The sequence below is a fragment of the Actinopolyspora sabaoui genome, from assembly GCF_051225635.1.
GTDB lineage: Bacteria > Actinomycetota > Actinomycetes > Mycobacteriales > Pseudonocardiaceae > Actinopolyspora.
In genome coordinates, this window is record NZ_JBMIHH010000001.1 from 413,909 (window position 1) to 431,374 (window position 17,466).

The window sequence follows — 17,466 nt, forward strand, 5'->3', positions numbered from 1 at the left end:
GGGGGGTCCCGGTTCGATCGTCGAGGATGCTCGGTCGGTTCTCGCCGGGCGCCGCCCCGGCGGTACCGGGGCGGCGAGGCGTGCTCGGAAGGCTACGAGCGAGTTCGCGCGGGGCGAGCGCTCGGCACGCGTTCTCAGTCGCCGAGCGGGGAGTCCTGGGCCGCTTCGCGGTCCAGCAGCCACAGCGTGCGATCCCGTCCTCGGGCACCCGCGGCGGGGATGTCGACCGGATCGGCCCCGGTCAGTGCCCGAGACACCGCCTCGGCCTTGCCCGCCCCCGTGGTCATCAGCCACACCTCGGAGGCCGACTCGATCGCGGGCAGGGTCAGCGAGATCCGTGTCGGTGGTGGTTTCGGGCAGTCCCGAACCGCCACCGCGGTGCGCTCGCGTTCACGTACGTAGGGCGTGTCGGGGAAGAGCGAGGCGGTGTGCCCCTCCTCGCCGACGCCCAGCAGCAGCACGTCGAACCGGGGGACCCCGGTCTCCGACTCCGTGCCCGCCAGGGTGCGCAGCATCTCGGCGTAGTGGTTCGCCGCCGATTCGGCGTCCGCGCCGAAGCGGCCGTCGGAGGAGGCCATCGGGTGCACGCGCCGCGGGTCGAGTGGCACGTGATCCAGCAGTGCCTCGCGCGCCTGGGTCTCGTTGCGCTCGCCGTCACCCTCGGGCAGGAACCGCTCGTCGCCCCAGAACAGGTTCACCGCCGACCAGTCCACGGCCGAGCGGGCGGTCGAGTTCCGCACCCGTTCCAGCACGCCGATGCCGGTGCGCCCGCCGGTCAGCACCACCGAGGCGACACCGCGGGCCACCTGGGCGTCCACGATGCTGGTGAGCAGCCTGGCGGCCGTCGCCTCCGCGAGCACATCCGCGTCCGGGTGCACGATCATCTCGTTGTCGCTCATCACTGTTGTCCCGCCGAGACCGGTTCCGCCTGTTCCTCGTTCTCGGAGCTCTCGCCCCGCACCACGTCCGAGAGTCCGCGTAACGTGTTCTCGTAGATCTCGTCCGGTCCGAGTCTGCGCAGTTCCTCGGCCAGGCAGTCGCGTACCGCCCTGCGGTTCAGCGTCACCCTGCGGTCCTGCTGGCCGGGTTGGGTGAGGTAGCCGACCTTGCCGTCGGGTCGAACCACCTCCACGTTCCCGCTCGAGCGTTCCAGCACCGCCGAGACGATGCCGGGACCCCGGTGGACCTCCCGGCGCACCGGGATGCCGAGGCTGGCCGCCAGCCAGCCCGCCAGCAGATCCGTGGAGGGCGAGTCGGACTCGCCGCTGACCACGGCTCCCTCGATCGGCTCGAACGGCGGCAGGTCCAGCGAGGCGGCCAGCAGGGCACGCCACGAAGTGAGCCGGGTCCAGGCCAGGTCGGTGTCGCCGTCCACGTAGGAACGGACCCTGGTGCGCAGCGCCTCGATCGGGTCCGGTTCCGCGGCGGCGTCGGTGATCCGCCGGTGCGCCAGCTCCCCGATCGGGTCCTGGGCCGGGAACTCGGGAGCGTCGTTGGGCCACCACACCACTACCGGGGCGTCCGGCAGCAGCAGCGGCACGACCGATCCCGCCCCCTCCTCGGCGAGCGGACCGTACAACCGCAGCACCACCACTTCCGAGGCCCCGGCGTCACCGCCGATGCGGATCTGGGCGTCCAGCCGGGCAGCGGCCTGCCTGGCACCCTTGGCGACCACGATCACCCGCGCCGGGTGTTCCCGGCTGGCCTCGTTGGCCGCCTGGATCGCCTCTTCGGTTTCGGTCCCGTCCCCGGTGACGATTACCAGCGTCAGCACTCTGCCGAGTGCGACGGCACCACCGGACTCGCGCAGCTCGACCATTTTCTTGTTGACCTGCGAAGTGGTGGTGGAGGGCAGATCGACGATCACGGCCGCCTCCATACGCGTCCAGTGCGGGCCAGCATCGACTCCGCCGACGGTGGCCCCCAGCTTCCTGCCTTGTACTTCTCCGGATATCCGTTCTCGGCCCAGTAGTCCAGGATTGGATCCAGGATCTGCCAGGACTTCTCCACTTCCTCGTTCACCGGGAACAGTGACGGTTCGCCGAGCAGCACGTCCAGCAACAGCCGTTCGTAGGCCTCGGGGGAGGACTCGGTGAAGGCGTGGCCGTAGCCGAAGTCCATCGTCACGTCCCGCACCTCCATCGAGGTACCGGGAACCTTCGCGCCGAACCGCATCGTGATGCCCTCGTCCGGCTGTACCCGGATGACCAGGGCGTTCTGGCCGAGCTCCTCGGTCATGGTGTCGTCGAAGGGCTGGTGCGGCGCACGCTTGAACACCACGGCGATCTCGGTGACCCGCCTGCCCAGACGTTTGCCCGTGCGCAGGTAGAACGGCACACCGGCCCAGCGGCGGTTCTCGATCTCCAACGTGATCGCCGCGAAGGTCTCCGTCTTGGAGTCCGAGGCGAAACCGCCCTCCTCGTGCAGGCCGGGAACCTGCTGGCCGCCCTGCCACCCGCCGGTGTACTGCCCCCGTGCGGTGGTGTCGGCGAACGGACCGACCGGTTTGGTCGCCGAGAGCACCTTGCTCTTCTCGGCGCGCAGGTCGCCCGGCGCGAAGGACAGCGGTTCCTCCATCGCCGTCAGCGCCAGCAGCTGCAGCAGGTGGTTCTGGATCACGTCGCGGGCCGCGCCGATGCCGTCGTAGTAGCCCGCACGACCGCCGAGCCCGATGTCCTCGGACATGGTGATCTGTACGTGGTCGACGTAGTGGGCGTTCCACAACGGTTCGAACAGCTGGTTGGCGAACCGCAGCGCCAGGATGTTCTGCACCGTCTCCTTGCCGAGGTAGTGGTCGATGCGAAACACCGAGTCCTCGGGGAAGACCTCGTTGACGATCCTGTTGAGCTCCTTGGCGCTCTCCAGGTCGTGCCCGAAGGGCTTCTCGATGACCACCCGTCGCCACTGGTCCTCGGTCTGCTCGGCCAGGCCCGAGTTGGACAGGTGGGTCAGCACCGTCGGGAACATCGAGGGCGGTACCGAGAGGTAGAACGCGTGGTTACCGCCGGTGCCGCGCTCCGCGTCGAGCTGTTTGACCGTCCTGGTCAGCCGGTCGAAGGTGTTCGGGTCGTCGAAACTGCCGGGGACGAATCGGATCCCCTCGGCCAGTCGATCCCAGACGGCCTGGTGGAACGGGGTGCGCGCGTTCTCCTTGACCGCCTCGTAGACCACCTCGCCGAAGTCCTGGTTCTCCCAGTCACGTCTGGCCACTCCCGTCAGGGCGAATCCCGGCGGCAACAGCCCCCGGTTGGCCAGGTCGTAGATGGCGGGCATCAGCTTCTTGCGGGACAGATCCCCGGTGACGCCGAAGATCGTCAGGCCTGCCGGGCCCGCGATGCGCGGCAACCGCTTGTCACGCGGATCGCGCAGTGGATTGTGCTCGGGGGAGCTCACGTGTTTTCCTTTCCTGCCGCTCGCGCCTCAGCCCGCCGTACGCAGATCCTGCACCGCTTTGACCAGCTCCACCAGTCCGGTGGTCCGGTCAGTGAGGTGCAGTCGGAGCACCGGCCGGTTCTGCTGCGCGAGAACCTGGCCGTCCCCCAGGGCTTGGGCACGTTGCAGCCCCGAGAGGGTGTACGGACGTCCCGGAACCTCCATGTCCTCATCGACCGCGCCGGTCAACTGCAAAAACACCCCGTTCTGATGGCCGCCCTTGTGGTACTGGCCGGTGGAGTGCAGGAAGCGGGGCCCCCAGCCGAAAGTCGTCTGCAGCCCGCTGCGGCGAGCCAGCTCGGGGCGCAGCACGCTGATCGAGGCGTCGTCGATCCGGTCCAGGTAGGCCTGCACGGCGAGATAACCGGAGTTCGGCGCGGCGTTGAGCAGCGCCCGAAGCGCCTCGGCCACGGTGCCGACACCGGGGGAGAGCCAGTCACCGGCCGTGTGGATCTCGATGGCCCCGTCCACGGCGGCCGGGGTGGCCACCGGGCCTCCCGCCGGGCCGTCCAACAGGCCGCGTGCCGCCTGCTTGGCTGCCTCGACGTCGGGCTGGTCGAACGGGTTGATGTCGAGCAGCCTGCCCGCCAGTGCCGTGGTGAACTCCCACAGCAGCATCAGGCCACCCAGTGAGCCGTGCGTGCCCACCGCCGCGGCACCCGCCGCGGGGCCGATGGCCACCGGCGTGGCGTCGCCACCCGCCGTGGCGAAACCGGGCGCTTCCACGTTCTCCACCGGCACGGGCAACAGCCCCACCCCGGACTTGCCGGTGGACTCGGCGATCAGCTGTTCGACCCAGTCGGCGAAGCCCACTATCCCGGATCCGCTGTCGGCGAGTACCACCTTCTCCGCCCCTGACCCGTGGGCGGCCGACAGCGCGGCGGCCAGCCGGATCGCGGGGTTCGACTCGTCGTCGGCGCTCACCGAGGGGAAAACCGCCTCGGCGTCATCCAGCAATCCGGCGACGTCGGCACCCGCCAGACCGGCGGGCACCAGACCGAAGGCGCTCAGCGCCGAGTAGCGTCCGCCGACGTTCGGGTCGGCGGTGAACACCTTGCGGTAGCCGGACTCCGCCGCGGTGGTCTGCAGCGGGGAGTCCGGGTCGGTGACCACGATAATGCGTCGCGCGGGGTCGATGCCCTCCTCGGAGAACGCCCGCTCGAAGATGCGTCGGTGGCTCTCGGTCTCCACCGTGGTGCCGGACTTGGAGGAGACCACCACCACGGTGCGCTCCAGCTCGCCCTCCAGGGCGTCGCGCACCTGGGCCGGATCGGTGGTGTCCAGCACGACCAACGCGGTGCCAGCCGTGGACGTGATCACCTCCGGAGCCAGCGAGGAGCCGCCCATGCCCGCCAGCACGACCCGGGTCAGGCCCTCCTCGTAGAGCTCGGCGCGTAGCGCGTCGATCTCGGCGACCAGGCCGCGCGAGGTTTCGTGCAGGGTGGTCCAGGACAGCCGGATCGATGCCTCCGACTCGGCCTCCGGGCCCCACAGCGTCGGATCCTGCGCGGCGAGTCTGCTCGCGGCACGGTCGTTGACCAGCCGCTGGACCAGGGGCTCGGCCTCCCGTGCCAGCGAAGGATCGGTGATCTCGGCTGAGGTTTCAGTCGTCATATGGTTCCTTCGCGTTCGATCGTCAACACACGACGAGACGGATGGTGCACACGTTTACAGGCGGCCGCCGGTTCGCGAGGTCCTTTCACGAGCGAGGGCGTGGCACGGAAGGAGTTTCCCGGTACCACCGCCGTGTTCCGGCCGGTCGTCCGTGCCGAACACCCACTCGTCAGGATTCCTCGATCCGACCGGGCGGCCGCCTGCGTTCGCGCGGTTCTCACCCGTGCGGGGAGTGGCCCCCACACGGGTGAGGCACCGTTACCGAGCCTGTTCGAGCAGCTGCGAAACCGTTTGCAGCAACTCGTCCCAGGACTTCTCGAACTTCTCCACGCCTTCCCGCTCCAGCACGGCGTAGACGTCGTCGACGTCGATGCCGATCTCGGACAACGAGTCGAACACCTGCTGCGACACCCCGGCGGTGCCGCTGACCGTGTCGCCCAGGACGTTGCCGTGATCGGCGACCGCTTCCAGAGTGGACTCGGGCATGGTGTTGACCGTGTGCGGCGCCACCAGCTCGTCGACGTAGCGGGTGTCGGAGTAGGCGGGCTCCTTGACACCGGTCGAGGCCCACAGCGGCCGCTGCCGGTGCGCGCCCGCCTGTTCGAGGGGCTGCCAGCGCTCGCCGGCGAAGACCTCCTCGTAGGCCGCGTAGGCCAGCCGGGCGTTGGCGATGGCCGCCTTGCCGTACAGGTGTTCGGGGGCGTCGATCTTCTTCAGCCGCTTGTCGACCTCGGAGTCGACGCGGGAGACGAAGAACGAGGCGACCGAGAAGATCCGGCTGATGTCGTGGCCGTTCTCCCTGGCCCGCTCCAGGCCGGTGATGAAGGCGTCCATGACCTCGCGGTAGCGCTGCACCGAGAAGATCAGCGTGACGTTGACGCTGATGCCCTCCGCCAGCGTGCGCGTGATCGCGGGCAGTCCCTCCAGCGTGGCCGGGATCTTGACGAACAGATTGGGGCGGTCCACCGCCTTGGCCAGTTCCTGGGCCTCCTTGACCGTGGCCTCGGTGTCGTGGGCCAGGCGCGGGTCGACCTCGAGCGAGATGCGGCCGTCCTCACCACCGGTGGCGGTGTGCACCTCGCGGAAGACGTCCGCGGCGTCGCGGATGTCCTTGGTAATCAACTCGCGGACGGCCTCGTCCACCCCGGCACCCCGGTCGGCGAGTTCGCGTACCTGGTCGTTGTAGTCCTCGGCGTTGGACAGCGCGCTCGCGAAGATCGTGGGGTTACTGGTAACCCCCACCAGGTTCTTGTTCGCGATCAGCTCGGCCAGGTTGCCCGAGTTGATCCGCTGCCTGGACAGGTCGTCCAGCCAGATGGCCACGCCTGCGTCGCTGAGTGCCTGCAGATTGTTGTTGCCGCTCACTAGTTACCTCCGTCGTTCGCAGCGGTTGCGGTTCGGTCGGGTGCGACCGTTCTCAGTTCGACCGCGCGCTGCTCAGGCTCCGCCGGGCGGCTGCGACCACGGCTTCGGTGGTGATGCCGAACTGCTCGAACAACGTCTTGTAGTCGGCCGAAGCACCGAAGTGCTCCAGCGAGACGATCTCGCCGCTGTCACCCGTGAAGCGGTACCACGGTTGTGCGATGCCCGCTTCGACGGCGACCCGCGCCCGGACCGCGGACGGCAGCACCCGCTCCCGGTAGCTCTCGTCCTGCGCGTCGAACCACTCGACGCACGGCATCGAAACCACGCGAGTGGGGACGCCCTCGTTCTCCAGGATCCCGCGGGCCTCCACAGCCAGCTGCACCTCGGAGCCGGTGGCGATGAGTACCAGCTCCGGTGTACCCGAGGAGGCGTCGGCCAACACGTAGCCACCCCGCGCGACACCCTCGCTGTCGGTGCCCTCCAGCGTCGGCACGCCCTGGCGGGTCAGCGCCAGTCCGGCCGGTCCCTCGGACCGTTCCAGCACGCTCTTCCAGGCAGCCGCGGTCTCATTGGCGTCGGCCGGTCGCACCATCGACAGCCCGGGGATCCCGCGCAGACTCGCCAGCTGCTCCACCGGCTGGTGGGTCGGTCCGTCCTCACCCAGTCCGATCGAGTCGTGGGTCCAGACGTAGATGGTGGGAACCCGCATCAGCGCCGCGAGCCGTACCGCGGGCCGCATGTAGTCGGAGAAGATCAGGAAGGTGCCGCCGTAGGGCCGGGTGCCGCCGTGCAGCGCGATCCCGTTGAGCAGCGACCCCATGGCGTGCTCGCGAACACCGAAGTGCAGCGTGCGGCCGTAGGGCTGCGCCTGGAACATCCCCGTGGAGATGCTCTCGGGGCCGAACGAGTCGGCGCCCTTCATCGTGGTGTTGTTGCTCTCGGCCAGGTCGGCCGAACCGCCCCACAGCTCGGGAAGCACATCCCGGAGCGAGGCCAGCACCTCGGCGGATGCCTTGCGGGTGGCGATGCCCTTGGCGTCCGGCTCCCAACTTGGCAGCGCGTCCGCCCAGTCAGCGGGCAGCTCACGGGCACTCATCCGATCGAGCAACGCCTTGCGCTGCGGATTCTCCGCCGCCCACGAGTCGAAGGCGATCTGCCACTTCTGGTGCGCGGCCCTGCCCTGCTCCGCGACCGTGCGGGTGTGGGCGATCACCTCGTCGGCCACCTCGAAGGACTTCTCCGGATCGAAGCCCAGTGCCTTCTTGACCTCGGCGACCTCCTCGCCGCCCAGCGCGGCGCCGTGGGACTTGCCGCTGTTCATCTTGTTCGGCGCCGGATAGCCGATCACCGTGCGCAGCACGATCAGGCTCGGACGCTCGGTATCGGCGCGTGCGGCCTCCACCGCGTCCAGGAAGCCCCGCACGTCCTCACCGCCGTCGACGGTGACCACGTGCCAGCCGTAGGCCTCGTAGCGCTTGGCCGTGTCCTCCGACAGAGCGATGTGCGTGTCGTCCTCGATGGAGATCTCGTTGGCGTCGTAGATCACCGTGAGGTTACCCAGCCGCTGGGTTCCGGCCAGGGAGGACGCCTCGGAGGTGACACCTTCCTCGATGTCACCGTCGGAGGCCAACGCGTAGATCTGGTGGTCGAAAACGCTCTCGCCCGGCTCGGCGTCCGGGTCGAACAGACCGCGCTCGCGCCGGGCGGCCATCGCCATTCCCACCGCGTTGGCCAGTCCCTGGCCCAGCGGGCCGGTGGTGGTCTCGACACCCGTGGTGTGGCCGTACTCCGGATGTCCGGGCGTGGCCGAGTCCCAGGTGCGCAGTGCCTTGATGTCTTCCAGCTCCATCCCGTATCCGCACAGGTAGAGCTGCAGGTACAGCGTCAGGCTCGAGTGCCCGGCGGAGAGCACGAAGCGATCCCGGCCGATCCAGCTCGCATCGTTGGGGTCGTGGCGCAGTACCCGCTGGAACAGCGCGTACACGGCCGGGGCCAGGCTCATCGCGGTACCGGGGTGGCCGTTGCCGCACTTCTCGACCGCGTCGGCGGCCAGCACGCGGATCGTGTCCACGGCGCGTTGGTCCAGCTCGGTCCAGTCCTCGGGAACTCGTTTGGTGGTCAAACGGGCAAGGTCGTCTGTGACGGACACTCCTCGCGGCTCCAGTTTCCCTCGCGCGGTGAATCCGGTCGAACTTGACCGATTCGTTCCGCTGTTATCCCTCGTCCAACGTGCAGCGTAATCCTGTTGTGTGGCCGGTGTCGCGACCCGTCCGCCTGGTGGATGCGTTCGATGCCTCACCTCCGTTCGTGTGAAGCCACGAAACGGGCTCTTCGTGGCTGGACCGTCACTTCCGGTGATCACCGATGGCCCCTCCCACCCTCGAGTGGTAACCGGTGGGAGCACGGATTCGTTTCCCGCGAACAGGGTGTCGACGTCGCGGTGAATACGATGATCCGATCGCAGTCGGAACCGTCGGGAAGCCCGGGGTCACTCGGGTGGTGCCGAGCGGGCCGAGACCTCGAGCCGGAGACGAACAGTGACGAACCGGACACGGACGAACCGGACGCGGCGCGCCACGTTGTACGAGCTGGTCGACAACGGGGTGCTCAGCGCGGAGCAGGCCGAGGCAGCCCTCGAAGCGCTGCGGCGGAGCGAGGAGTCACGAACCGGATCCAGCCGGGTACTGCGGGAAGCAGCGGGCTACCTCGGTGGCGCGCTGGTGCTCGCCGGGGGCGGCCTACTGGTCGAACTCACCTACGACACCCTGGCCCGGCCGACCCGCGTCGCGATCCTGATCGCGGTTACCCTGCTGTTCGCCGCCACCGGGCTGTATCTGCTCGGCGGGCGGCCGGGCCCGCACACCCGGGAGACCGTGCCGGGAGCACGGCGTCGACTGTCGTCCCTGCTGTTCGCGCTCTGCGCCCTCACCGGCGCTTCGGCGGTCGGCGTGGCGGTGCCCGACTTCGTGCTGCTGCCCGCGACGGCCACCGGGCTGGTGCTCGCGCTGCTCGGCCTGCTGGCGGTACGGGCCTCACCCGGCCTGCTCGCGCTGGCCGTGGCGACCGTCGCCACGGTGCACTCGTTCGCGGGATTCTGGTTCGACCACGTGCTGCCGGACCGAGCCCCGGGGCCGGAATTCGGGCAGAGCGAATTGAGCGGACTGCTGCTGTTGCTGCTCGGCACGCTCTGGTGCCTGTGTGCCGCACGGCGGGTGATGGTCACGCCGACCTTCGCGCTGGCGCTCGGGGTCACCATCGTGCTGCTCGGTTCCTTCTGGGTCTCCTCGGTGGGCCAGACCTGGTGGGGTCACGCCCTCGCCCTGCTCGTGGCAGCCCTGCTGCTGGCCGGATTCGTGCGGCGCCGTGACCTGGTGCTGCTCGTCGGCGGGTTGGTGGCACTCGTCGCGGGGGTGCGCGACACCGTCTCGGACCTGTTGGGAAGCGTCGGGCTCGCGGTGCTCGTGCTGGTACTCGGGGCACTGACGATGTCGCTCGGCGCGTTCGCGATGCGCCGCCCGGAGACCGCCGGGTCGCATTCCGCGCGAGGTGGAGTCGCCGGGAACGGTTCCGAAACCGACGAGTGACGTACCCGGTGCCCCGGGACGGGCGAGCTCACTCGGCCTCGGCGGAGCACTCCCCCTCGGGGCAGTGCTCCGAGGCGGCCCGTGGCCGGCTGCGCGCACGAGCACGCCGAACGAGCACGAACCCCGCTACTCCGACGGCCAGCACGCCGAAGACCACCCAGCTGGCGTTGCCGAGTACCGCCCCCACACGCTCCAGCGAGGCCCTGGCCAACGCACCCGTACTCACGTAGACCAGCGACCACAGTGCCGCCGCGGACAACGAGGCCAGCAGAAAGCGGTTGTAGCGCAGCTGCGAGACCCCCGCCGCCGCTGGGGTGAAGGTCCGGACTATCGGCACCAGTCTGGTCAGAAAGATCGCCAATCCCCCGTGCCGGTCCAGTGCGGCGGTGGCACGGTCCCAGCGCTCCAAGCCCATGCGCCGCACGATCGAGGTGGAGCGCATCGCGGGCCCGTAGCGTCTGCCCAGCAGGTAACCCACGTGGTCACCTCCGGAGCCGCACACGGTGACCACCAGCAGCATCACACCGAGCAGTGCCCGGTTGTCCACGGAGGCGCCCGCGATCAGCACCCCGGTCTCGCCGGGGATGAACATTCCCATCCCCAGTCCGGACTCCGTGAACGCCATGACCCCCGCGACGGTTAGGAGCAGTTCGTCGGGAAGTGACGAAAGCGTGTCCAACACGTCGGAGACCAGCGACATTCGTGTGCTCCAGAACTATGTAGTGATCGCGCGGGAGTTCCCGCACGATCCTACACAGTCCTATTTCGATTCAGCTTTTCTGCTTCACCGGCGGGAACGGTGCGACAACGACTGTTTTCCCCACCGCGAGGTCCCGGTAGCCGACCGTCATGTCCCGGTTACCACTCGCTCCCGTTCACGGGGGAGCGTGCTCGACTGCGGCGGCAGCAGATGCGTTCCGGTCCGGTCCGTGGTGGCGCACAGCGAGCAGACGACGTCCTCGTGCGTTGGGCAGGCCAGCACGTCGGGTCGTTCGAAGTCCTGCTCGCACACGTGGCAGCGGTACGAGGTCGCCACCGGCGTGCCTGTACTGTCGAACCTGGGTTCGGAGATTCCGTCGTCGGTGCGTCGCAGATAGAACCTCCCCTTGGTGACGATGGCGACCAGCGGGGGCAGTGCCAGTGCGAGCAGCACGGCCGCGATCGGGGAGTAGGGCTGCAGCACGGGACCCAACGCTCCGAAGTACATCGCGATCGAGATCACACTGGCCGTAGAGAACGAGACAACCCCGACCGGGTTGATCGGGTGCAGCATTCCCCTGCGGTACTCCGGCACCCGCGGTGAGAGCCGCAGTAGGTACTTGTTCAGCACGATGTCCGAGGCGACCGTGACCACCCAAGCGATCGCGGTGTTGGCGTAGAAGCTCAGCACCGAGTTCAGGAACGCGAACATGTTCGCCTCCATCAGCACCAGCGCCACGGCGAGGTTGCCGAACACGAACACGTTGCGTCCCGGATAGCGTCGCGTGAGCCTGGTCATCGAGTTGGTCCAGGTCAGCGAACCGGAGTAGGCGTTGGTGACGTTGATCTTGATTTGACTGACCACGACCAGCACCACGGCCAGTGCCACCGCGAGCCAGCCGGGCAGGAACAGTTCGTAGACGCCGAGGAACTGCTCCACCGGTTCGGTCGCTGCGGAACCGGCCAGCCCCAGCACGAAGAACGCCAGGAAGGCCCCGGTCGCCTGCTTGAGCGCGCCGAGCACCACCCAACCCGGCCCGGCAGCGATCACCGAGATCCACCAGCGCCTCGAGTTCTCCCGGGTCTTGGGAGGCATGAAGCGCAGGTAGTCCACCTGCTCGCCGATCTGGGCCATCAACGACAACGCCACCCCGGCACCGAGCAGCACAGCGGCCACGCTCACACCACCCGAGCCGTCCCGTCCCGTGAAGGCCAGCCATTCCCCCAGGGAGCCGGGATCACTGAGCACCAGGTAGGCCATCGGCGCGACCATCAGCAACAGCCACACCGGCGTCGTCCAGACCTGCAGTTTGCTCAGGGCCGACATGCCGTGAATCACCAGTGGGATCACGATCAATGTGGTGATCAGGTAACCGAGCCACAGCGGTATCCCTAGTCCCACCCGCAGCCCCTGCGCCATGATCGCGCCCTCGGTGGCGAAGAAGATGAAAGTGAAGCTTCCGAAGATGACGCTGGTCAACACCGAGCCGTAGTAGCCGAACCCGGATCCGCGAGTGACCAGGTCGAGGTCGATGTTGTAGCGCGCGCAGTAGTAGGCGATGGGCAGTCCGGTGGTGAATATGATCAGCGCGGCCACCGCTATGGCCAGTAGCGCGTTGAGAGTGCCGTGCGTGAGTCCGATCCCGGCTCCGATGGAGAAGTCGGCGAGGTAGGCGATTCCGCCGAGCGCCGTGGTCGCGACCACGGGAGGACTCCATCGGCGATAACCGCGGGGTGCGAACCGCAGGGTGTAGTCCTCGAGCGTTTCGTCGGCCGCTCGGGTGGTCGTGCTCACGTCGCTGGTCTGCCGCGGCAATACGCGCTCCTCTCAACGCTTCGTCCTCCCGGAGGACTGATCCGGGACTGATCCGGGCGCGGCGAGATTCTGGGGCGTTTCTGTTGCGCGGCGACTCCGAGCGTGTTTCCGGTGTGTTTTCTCCCGATGCTCCGTTCGAAAAGGCACGGCTCGCTGGCGGGAGCTTCGGATCGGCCGGTGTTCGTCGGCAGGGCCGTGAAGTTACGCCCGGTGTTTACGCGGCAATTACGTCCCGGAAAAGCGAGCAGGATTCAATCGGGGGTGAACTCGAATTCCCGGTTCCGGAGGCAGTGATGATCACTATTCACGAGCAGCTCGGTGGCGAGCCTCGCATACGCGAAGTCGTCTTCCGGTTCTACGAAAAGGCACTGGCCGATTCCCGACTGGCCGGGTACTTCCACCGGGTGGATCTGAGTTTGCTGCGGGAACACCAGGTGCGGCTGTTCACCGCCGCGCTCGGTGGTTCCGGCGCGGTCGTCGAGGCGGGCACGAGCTCGGAGGAGGGGATCCACCACGACGAGTACGACTTGGTGATCGGGCATCTCGCGGATTCGCTGCGTGAGAGTTCCGTGCCGGAGCCGCTGCTCACCGGAACCCTGTTCGCCATCGCGCCGCTGGCCAGGGATGTGATCACCGCTCCCGTGGTGACCACGTGAGAGTGCCGTCCGATTCCGTCGGGCAGCTCGTTTCCCAGGGGTGAGACCGATTCCGCCGGGACGGACAGCCCCGCCCCGGCGGAATCGCGATCAAGGTTCCAACAGGACCTTCCCGGTGGTCCGACGCCCTTCCAGTGCCTCGTGGGCTTCCGCCGCCTCGGCCAGCGGGTAACTGCCCCCGATACGGATCCGCAGTTCGTTGCGTGTGATCAGGTCGAACAACTCCCCGACCCGCCAGTCCAGCTCCGCGCGATCCAGCATGTGATGCGCCAACGTCGGCCTGGTGAGAAAAACCGAACCCGCCGAGTTGAGCCGCTGCGGATCCACCGGCGGCACCGGCCCACTGGCGGCGCCGAACAGTGCCAGCGTGCCGCGCGGACGCAACGAGGCCAGGCTCGCGTCGAAGGTGTCCCTGCCCACCCCGTCGTAGGCGACGTGCACCCCCGCTCCGCCGGTCAGTTCCCGCACTCGTGAGGTCACGTCCTGCTCGGTGTAGCGAATGACGTCCTCGGCCCCCGCCTCCCGTGCCAGTCGTTCCTTCTCCGGAGTGGAGACGGTGGCGATCACGTGGCCCCCGTGCAGCGTGATCAACTGCGTCAGCAGCAGTCCCATTCCACCGGCCGCGGCGTGTACCAGCGCGACCGTGCCCGGCTTGACCACGTGCGTGGAGGCGGTGAGGTAGTGGGCGGTCAGCCCCTGCAACATCGCGGCCGCGGCGGTGCGCTCCCCGAGGGTGGTGGGCAGTGACACCGCTTTGTTCGCGGGCACCACGGCGCGCTCGGCGTAGCTTCCCGGAACCATGGCCCACGCCACCCGGTCGCCGATCTCGAACCCACTCACACCCGAGCCCACGGACAGCACGGTCCCGGCGCCCTCCGAACCCGGTGTGAACGGCAACGCCACCTGGTAGATCCCGCCGCGCTGATAGGTGTCGATGAAGTTCACGCCGCTCGCGGTGATCCCGACCAGCAGCTCCTCCGGGCCGGGTTCGGGGTCCGCCACCTCGACGGTGTGCAGCACTTCTGGGCCGCCGTGCTCGGTGACCTGGACAGCGCGCATGTGCCGGCCTCCTGATCCGTGGTTTCGCCTGGCAGTTCCGTGGCGTTCGATCATGCCACGAGAACTCCGTTCGGCACCGCTCAAGGTGACCCCCGCGGCATGTCCCCACCGCTCAATCGGTGGCGTGGGTCACGCACCGCGCCCTCACCGGTCGGGCTACCGTTACGATCTGTCTCGTGACTACGCAGCAGACTGGTGAGACCGCGTCGACGCGGCCCCCGAAACGTGCCGTGGCCACTGCCGCCGAGTTCGTGGCCCGCCACGGCGGTTCGGCACGTGCCGTGGTGGAGAACCTCGGCAAGGGCGGGGCACGGATAGTTCTCATCGGCCAGGACGGCGCGCTCGGCGACGTGCTGGTTCCCGACCCGACATCGGGTGAGGCGGTCGTCGAGGCCGTGGAAGGCCTGGACAGCGGAGACTGGGACACCGAGACCGCGGCGGCGTTGACGATCGGACCCGCCCACCGCAGGAAGATGGCGGGAGCACGCGCGAGGTGACCACGGATCCGCATCACGCCCGCGGTGCTCCTCGTGTGCTGCTGGCGACCTACTCCGACATGCCCGAGTCCCACGAGGACGAGCGGTCGTTGTCCGCCGCGCTCGAGGAGCTCGGGATAGCCAGCCGCTGGGCGGTGTGGGACTCCACGGCCGAATCCTTCGCGACCGCCGACCTGGTGGTGCTGCGCAGCACCTGGGACTACACCTCGCGATTGAAGGAGTTCGTGGACTGGTGCGAGTCCGTACCGGCGTTGGCGAACCCGGCGCGGGTGGTGCGCTGGAACAGCGACAAGCGGTACCTCGCGGAGCTCGCCGAGGCCGGGGTGCCGGTAACTCCCACCCGGGTCGTGGATCCCGGTGATCGCGCGCTGGACGAGAAGAACCCCGCGCTGCCGGAGCGGGAGTTCGTCGTCAAACCCACCGTCGGTGCCGGCTCGCGGGGCGCGGCGCGGTTCCTGCCCGGGCAGCGCGACCGGGCCCTGCGGCAGCTGCGTTCGTTGCACGATGAGGGCCTCTCGGCGCTGGTGCAGCCCTACCAGCCCGTGGTCGACCGGGAGGGTGAGACAGCGCTGGTCTTCTTCGGCGGCCTGTACTCACACGGTTTCGTCAAGGGGCCGCTGCTCGACCCGGCCGATGACGCGACTGGTTCGGTGGGGCTCGGCAAGGGACCGTTCGCCACCGAGCCCGCTCCCGCGCTGCGGCGAGTGGCCGAGGACGTGCTCGACGCGACCGGAGAGCTGTTGGGCGTGGCGCGGTACGAGTTGCTCTACGCGCGCGTGGACCTGGTGCGCGGCGAGGACGGCGAACCCATGCTGCTGGAGCTGGAGCTGATCGAACCGCGGCTCAATTTCCTGCTCGCCGACCGGGCGGCTCCGCTGCGCTTCGCCTCGGCCGTGCGCGCCGAGCTCTCGCGCCGTGCCGACTGACCCGCACCTTGCCGCCTGACCGGAGCGCTCCGTCCGGCTTCTCACGGGACCGGTTGGTGGGCTCCCACCCCGGACGCGCGTGAATTTCGCGCGAAATCGCCGCGGCGGGTAGCTGCAAACCACCACGCCGGGTAGGCGTAAAACGCTGCGGCGGGTAGCTGCCTTGCCTCCAGTGTCGGTTCCACTTATGGTTTCAGCGTCGAACGAAACCGATCACGGTGCTCCCGTGGTCCGGACCGGAAGCGAGCACGCCAGTGGTCGAATACACCCAGCGCACGGACCGCCCCGCCATGTCGGAGTGGATCGAGCAGATGGCGGCCTACTTCGAGTCCACCGAAGGGATGCCGCTGATCGCCGGGCGAGTGCTGGCCTTCCTGCTGATCTGCGATCCGCCGGAACGCACCGCAGCGGAACTCTCGCACGCGCTCAGCGCCAGTACCGGCTCGATCAGTACCAACATTCGGTTCCTGGTACGGCTGGGGATCGTCTCCAAAACCACCAGGCAGGGCCGGGAGGCCGCGCTCTACCGGGTGGAGGAGCATCGGTGGCCGGAGCTCGTCAGCGCCCGGATGCACCGCATGGTCGAGCTGGAGAGCCTGATCGACTCCGGACTGCGTATGTTCAGCGGGCAGGGAGAGCGTGCCCGCAGACTGCGGGCGGTACACGAGTTCTACCAGTGGCTGTCCGAGGAGATCCCGGAACTGTGGCGCCGCTGGGAACGGGACGCTCGCAGGCGGAGCTGATCCGGCGGACTCCGATCGCCGGTCCCGGAACGCGTCGAGCCCACGACCGCGGGAGCGTTCAGCTCCCCACCGGTTCGCTCGCGAGGTGGGCCGAGCGCGGCTGTCGCCGGTTGGGCGCCGGGCCCCGGTGGCGGGACTCCGCCCACAGTAGGGACACCGTGGCGATCACGACCGTGGCTCCGAGGACGTGTGCCACCACCAGAGCTTCGGGGACGCCGGTGACGTACTGCACCGAGCCGACCACCCCCTGCGCGAGCACCACCAGGCAGGCGGTGGCGTAGGCACGCAGCAGCCCCCGGGTTGGCGAGGTTCCGCGCAGCCAGAACCCGAACACCGCCAGCAGACAGAGGTAGGCCATCACCAGCAGTCCGTGCAGCTGGGTCAGCAGCGGAATGGAGACCGGCAGCCGCGGGGTGCTCGGATCCCCGGCGTGCGGTCCCGCCGCCGTGACCAGCGTGCCCGCGAACACCATCGCGGCCGCGACCGCCGTCAGCGCCACCAGAACCCCGCGCATCCTGCCGCTGATCACCGGATACGGTTTCTCGTCGCCCTCGCCCGCTGCCTTGACAAGCAATCCGGAGATCCAGATCAGTACCGCCGAGGCCATGAAGTGCAGCGAGACGCTCCACCAGCGCAGATCCAGCAGCACCGTCATACCGCCGATCACGGCCTGCACCGGAACGCCGATCAGCACCAGCCCGGCCAGCAGCCGCAGCCTCGGGCGGGCCGGGCGCACTCGCCACGCCAGTAGCAGGCAGAGCAGCGCCGTGGCCGCGACGACCCAGGTAAGCAGTCGGTTGCCGAACTCGACGGCTTGGTGCAGCGGAGCGATGTCGGCGTGCGAGACCGGCACCATGCTGCCGGGAAAGCACTGCGGCCACGTGGGACAGCCCAGTCCCGAGCCGGTGACGCGCACGACCGCGCCGGTGACCGCGATCATCATCTGGGTGACCAGCACCGCGACGGCCGAGGCGCGCACCAATCGGGCGGAGGGTCGAGTTATTCGTTCTGGCAACGACAGGGTCGGCACGTGACGATGGTAGGCACACCGGGGTGTTGCCCGGGGCGGGGGCTC

Annotated in this window: 15 protein-coding genes; 5 read left to right on the plus strand and 10 right to left on the minus strand. The window is 68.7% G+C overall.

Going from position 1 to position 17,466, the window contains the following annotated elements; translation table 11 throughout:
* Positions 1-134: 134 nt before the first annotated feature.
* From pgl to tkt, 6 genes are all read right to left on the minus strand, one after another.
* A complete protein-coding gene (pgl, locus tag ACOQFL_RS01835) occupies positions 135-899 on the minus strand; it encodes a 6-phosphogluconolactonase (protein ID WP_435542315.1) in 765 nt (254 codons plus the stop codon).
* Entirely contained in the window at positions 899-1,867 is a 969-nt protein-coding gene (gene opcA / locus ACOQFL_RS01840) for a glucose-6-phosphate dehydrogenase assembly protein OpcA (RefSeq protein WP_435542316.1), read from the minus strand. Before opcA ends, pgl begins: the two co-directional genes overlap by 1 nt.
* Positions 1,864-3,393, minus strand: coding sequence for a glucose-6-phosphate dehydrogenase (zwf, locus tag ACOQFL_RS01845; RefSeq protein ID WP_435542317.1), 1,530 nt, complete (start codon positions 3,391-3,393; stop codon positions 1,864-1,866). Before zwf ends, opcA begins: the two co-directional genes overlap by 4 nt.
* Positions 3,394-3,420: 27 nt before the next feature.
* Positions 3,421-5,046 (minus strand): phosphoglucose isomerase-related protein, encoded by a 1,626-nt coding sequence (locus tag ACOQFL_RS01850; RefSeq protein ID WP_435542318.1) that lies wholly within the window; start codon positions 5,044-5,046, stop codon positions 3,421-3,423.
* Positions 5,047-5,304: 258 nt separating this feature from the next.
* Positions 5,305-6,411: a transaldolase gene (tal, locus tag ACOQFL_RS01855; protein WP_435542319.1), complete on the minus strand. Its 1,107-nt coding sequence runs from the start codon at positions 6,409-6,411 to the stop codon at positions 5,305-5,307.
* Positions 6,412-6,463: 52 nt separating this feature from the next.
* On the minus strand, positions 6,464-8,533 hold the full coding sequence (tkt, locus tag ACOQFL_RS01860; RefSeq protein ID WP_435542320.1) for a transketolase: 2,070 nt from the start codon (positions 8,531-8,533) through the stop codon (positions 6,464-6,466).
* 415 nt (positions 8,534-8,948) lie between these two features.
* Between tkt and ACOQFL_RS01865 the strand changes: the two genes are divergently transcribed.
* Positions 8,949-9,995: a DUF2157 domain-containing protein gene (locus tag ACOQFL_RS01865; protein WP_435542321.1), complete on the plus strand. Its 1,047-nt coding sequence runs from the start codon at positions 8,949-8,951 to the stop codon at positions 9,993-9,995.
* Between the two features lie 28 nt (positions 9,996-10,023).
* Here the strand turns inward: ACOQFL_RS01865 and ACOQFL_RS01870 are convergent, their stop codons facing one another.
* Both ACOQFL_RS01870 and ACOQFL_RS01875 read right to left on the minus strand, forming a co-directional pair.
* Positions 10,024-10,695 carry a DedA family protein gene (locus ACOQFL_RS01870; protein WP_435542322.1) on the minus strand — a complete coding sequence of 224 codons (672 nt, stop codon included), beginning with the start codon at positions 10,693-10,695 and terminating at the stop codon, positions 10,024-10,026.
* Between the two features lie 147 nt (positions 10,696-10,842).
* Positions 10,843-12,510, minus strand: a complete 1,668-nt coding sequence (locus ACOQFL_RS01875) for a purine-cytosine permease family protein (protein WP_435542323.1) — start codon at positions 12,508-12,510, stop codon at positions 10,843-10,845.
* A gap of 293 nt (positions 12,511-12,803) precedes the next feature.
* On the opposite strand from ACOQFL_RS01875, the gene ACOQFL_RS01880 reads away from it, so the two are divergent.
* Positions 12,804-13,166, plus strand: coding sequence for a group I truncated hemoglobin (locus ACOQFL_RS01880; RefSeq protein ID WP_435542324.1), 363 nt, complete (start codon positions 12,804-12,806; stop codon positions 13,164-13,166).
* Positions 13,167-13,256: 90 nt separating this feature from the next.
* On the opposite strand, the gene ACOQFL_RS01885 is transcribed toward ACOQFL_RS01880, so the two are convergent.
* A complete protein-coding gene (locus tag ACOQFL_RS01885) occupies positions 13,257-14,225 on the minus strand; it encodes a quinone oxidoreductase family protein (protein ID WP_435542325.1) in 969 nt (322 codons plus the stop codon).
* Between the two features lie 176 nt (positions 14,226-14,401).
* On the opposite strand from ACOQFL_RS01885, the gene ACOQFL_RS01890 reads away from it, so the two are divergent.
* The 3 genes from ACOQFL_RS01890 (at position 14,402) to ACOQFL_RS01900 (ending at position 16,391) form a co-directional block, all read left to right on the plus strand.
* Positions 14,402-14,722, plus strand: a complete 321-nt coding sequence (locus tag ACOQFL_RS01890; RefSeq protein ID WP_435542326.1) for a hypothetical protein — start codon at positions 14,402-14,404, stop codon at positions 14,720-14,722.
* On the plus strand, positions 14,719-15,648 hold the full coding sequence (locus ACOQFL_RS01895; protein WP_503169957.1) for an ATP-grasp domain-containing protein: 930 nt from the start codon (positions 14,719-14,721) through the stop codon (positions 15,646-15,648). The genes ACOQFL_RS01890 and ACOQFL_RS01895 overlap by 4 nt, the downstream gene beginning before the upstream one ends.
* A 254-nt stretch (positions 15,649-15,902) precedes the next feature.
* Positions 15,903-16,391, plus strand: coding sequence for a GbsR/MarR family transcriptional regulator (locus ACOQFL_RS01900; protein WP_435542327.1), 489 nt, complete (start codon positions 15,903-15,905; stop codon positions 16,389-16,391).
* 58 nt (positions 16,392-16,449) lie between these two features.
* Here ACOQFL_RS01900 and ACOQFL_RS01905 read toward each other — a convergent pair whose 3' ends face one another.
* On the minus strand, positions 16,450-17,421 hold the full coding sequence (locus tag ACOQFL_RS01905) for a COX15/CtaA family protein (protein WP_435542328.1): 972 nt from the start codon (positions 17,419-17,421) through the stop codon (positions 16,450-16,452).
* Positions 17,422-17,466: the final 45 nt, after the last annotated feature.

Bases quoted from the DNA above. Each gene is read 5' to 3' on its own strand.
- pgl (WP_435542315.1), bottom strand. From the start codon at position 899: ATGAGCGACAACGAGATGATCGTGCACCCGGACGCGGATGTGCTCGCG.
- ACOQFL_RS01850 (WP_435542318.1), bottom strand. From the start codon at position 5,046: ATGACGACTGAAACCTCAGCCGAGATCACCGATCCTTCGCTGGCACGG.
- ACOQFL_RS01870 (WP_435542322.1), bottom strand. From the start codon at position 10,695: ATGTCGCTGGTCTCCGACGTGTTGGACACGCTTTCGTCACTTCCCGAC.
- ACOQFL_RS01880 (WP_435542324.1), top strand. From the start codon at position 12,804: ATGATCACTATTCACGAGCAGCTCGGTGGCGAGCCTCGCATACGCGAA.
- ACOQFL_RS01885 (WP_435542325.1), bottom strand. From the start codon at position 14,225: ATGCGCGCTGTCCAGGTCACCGAGCACGGCGGCCCAGAAGTGCTGCAC.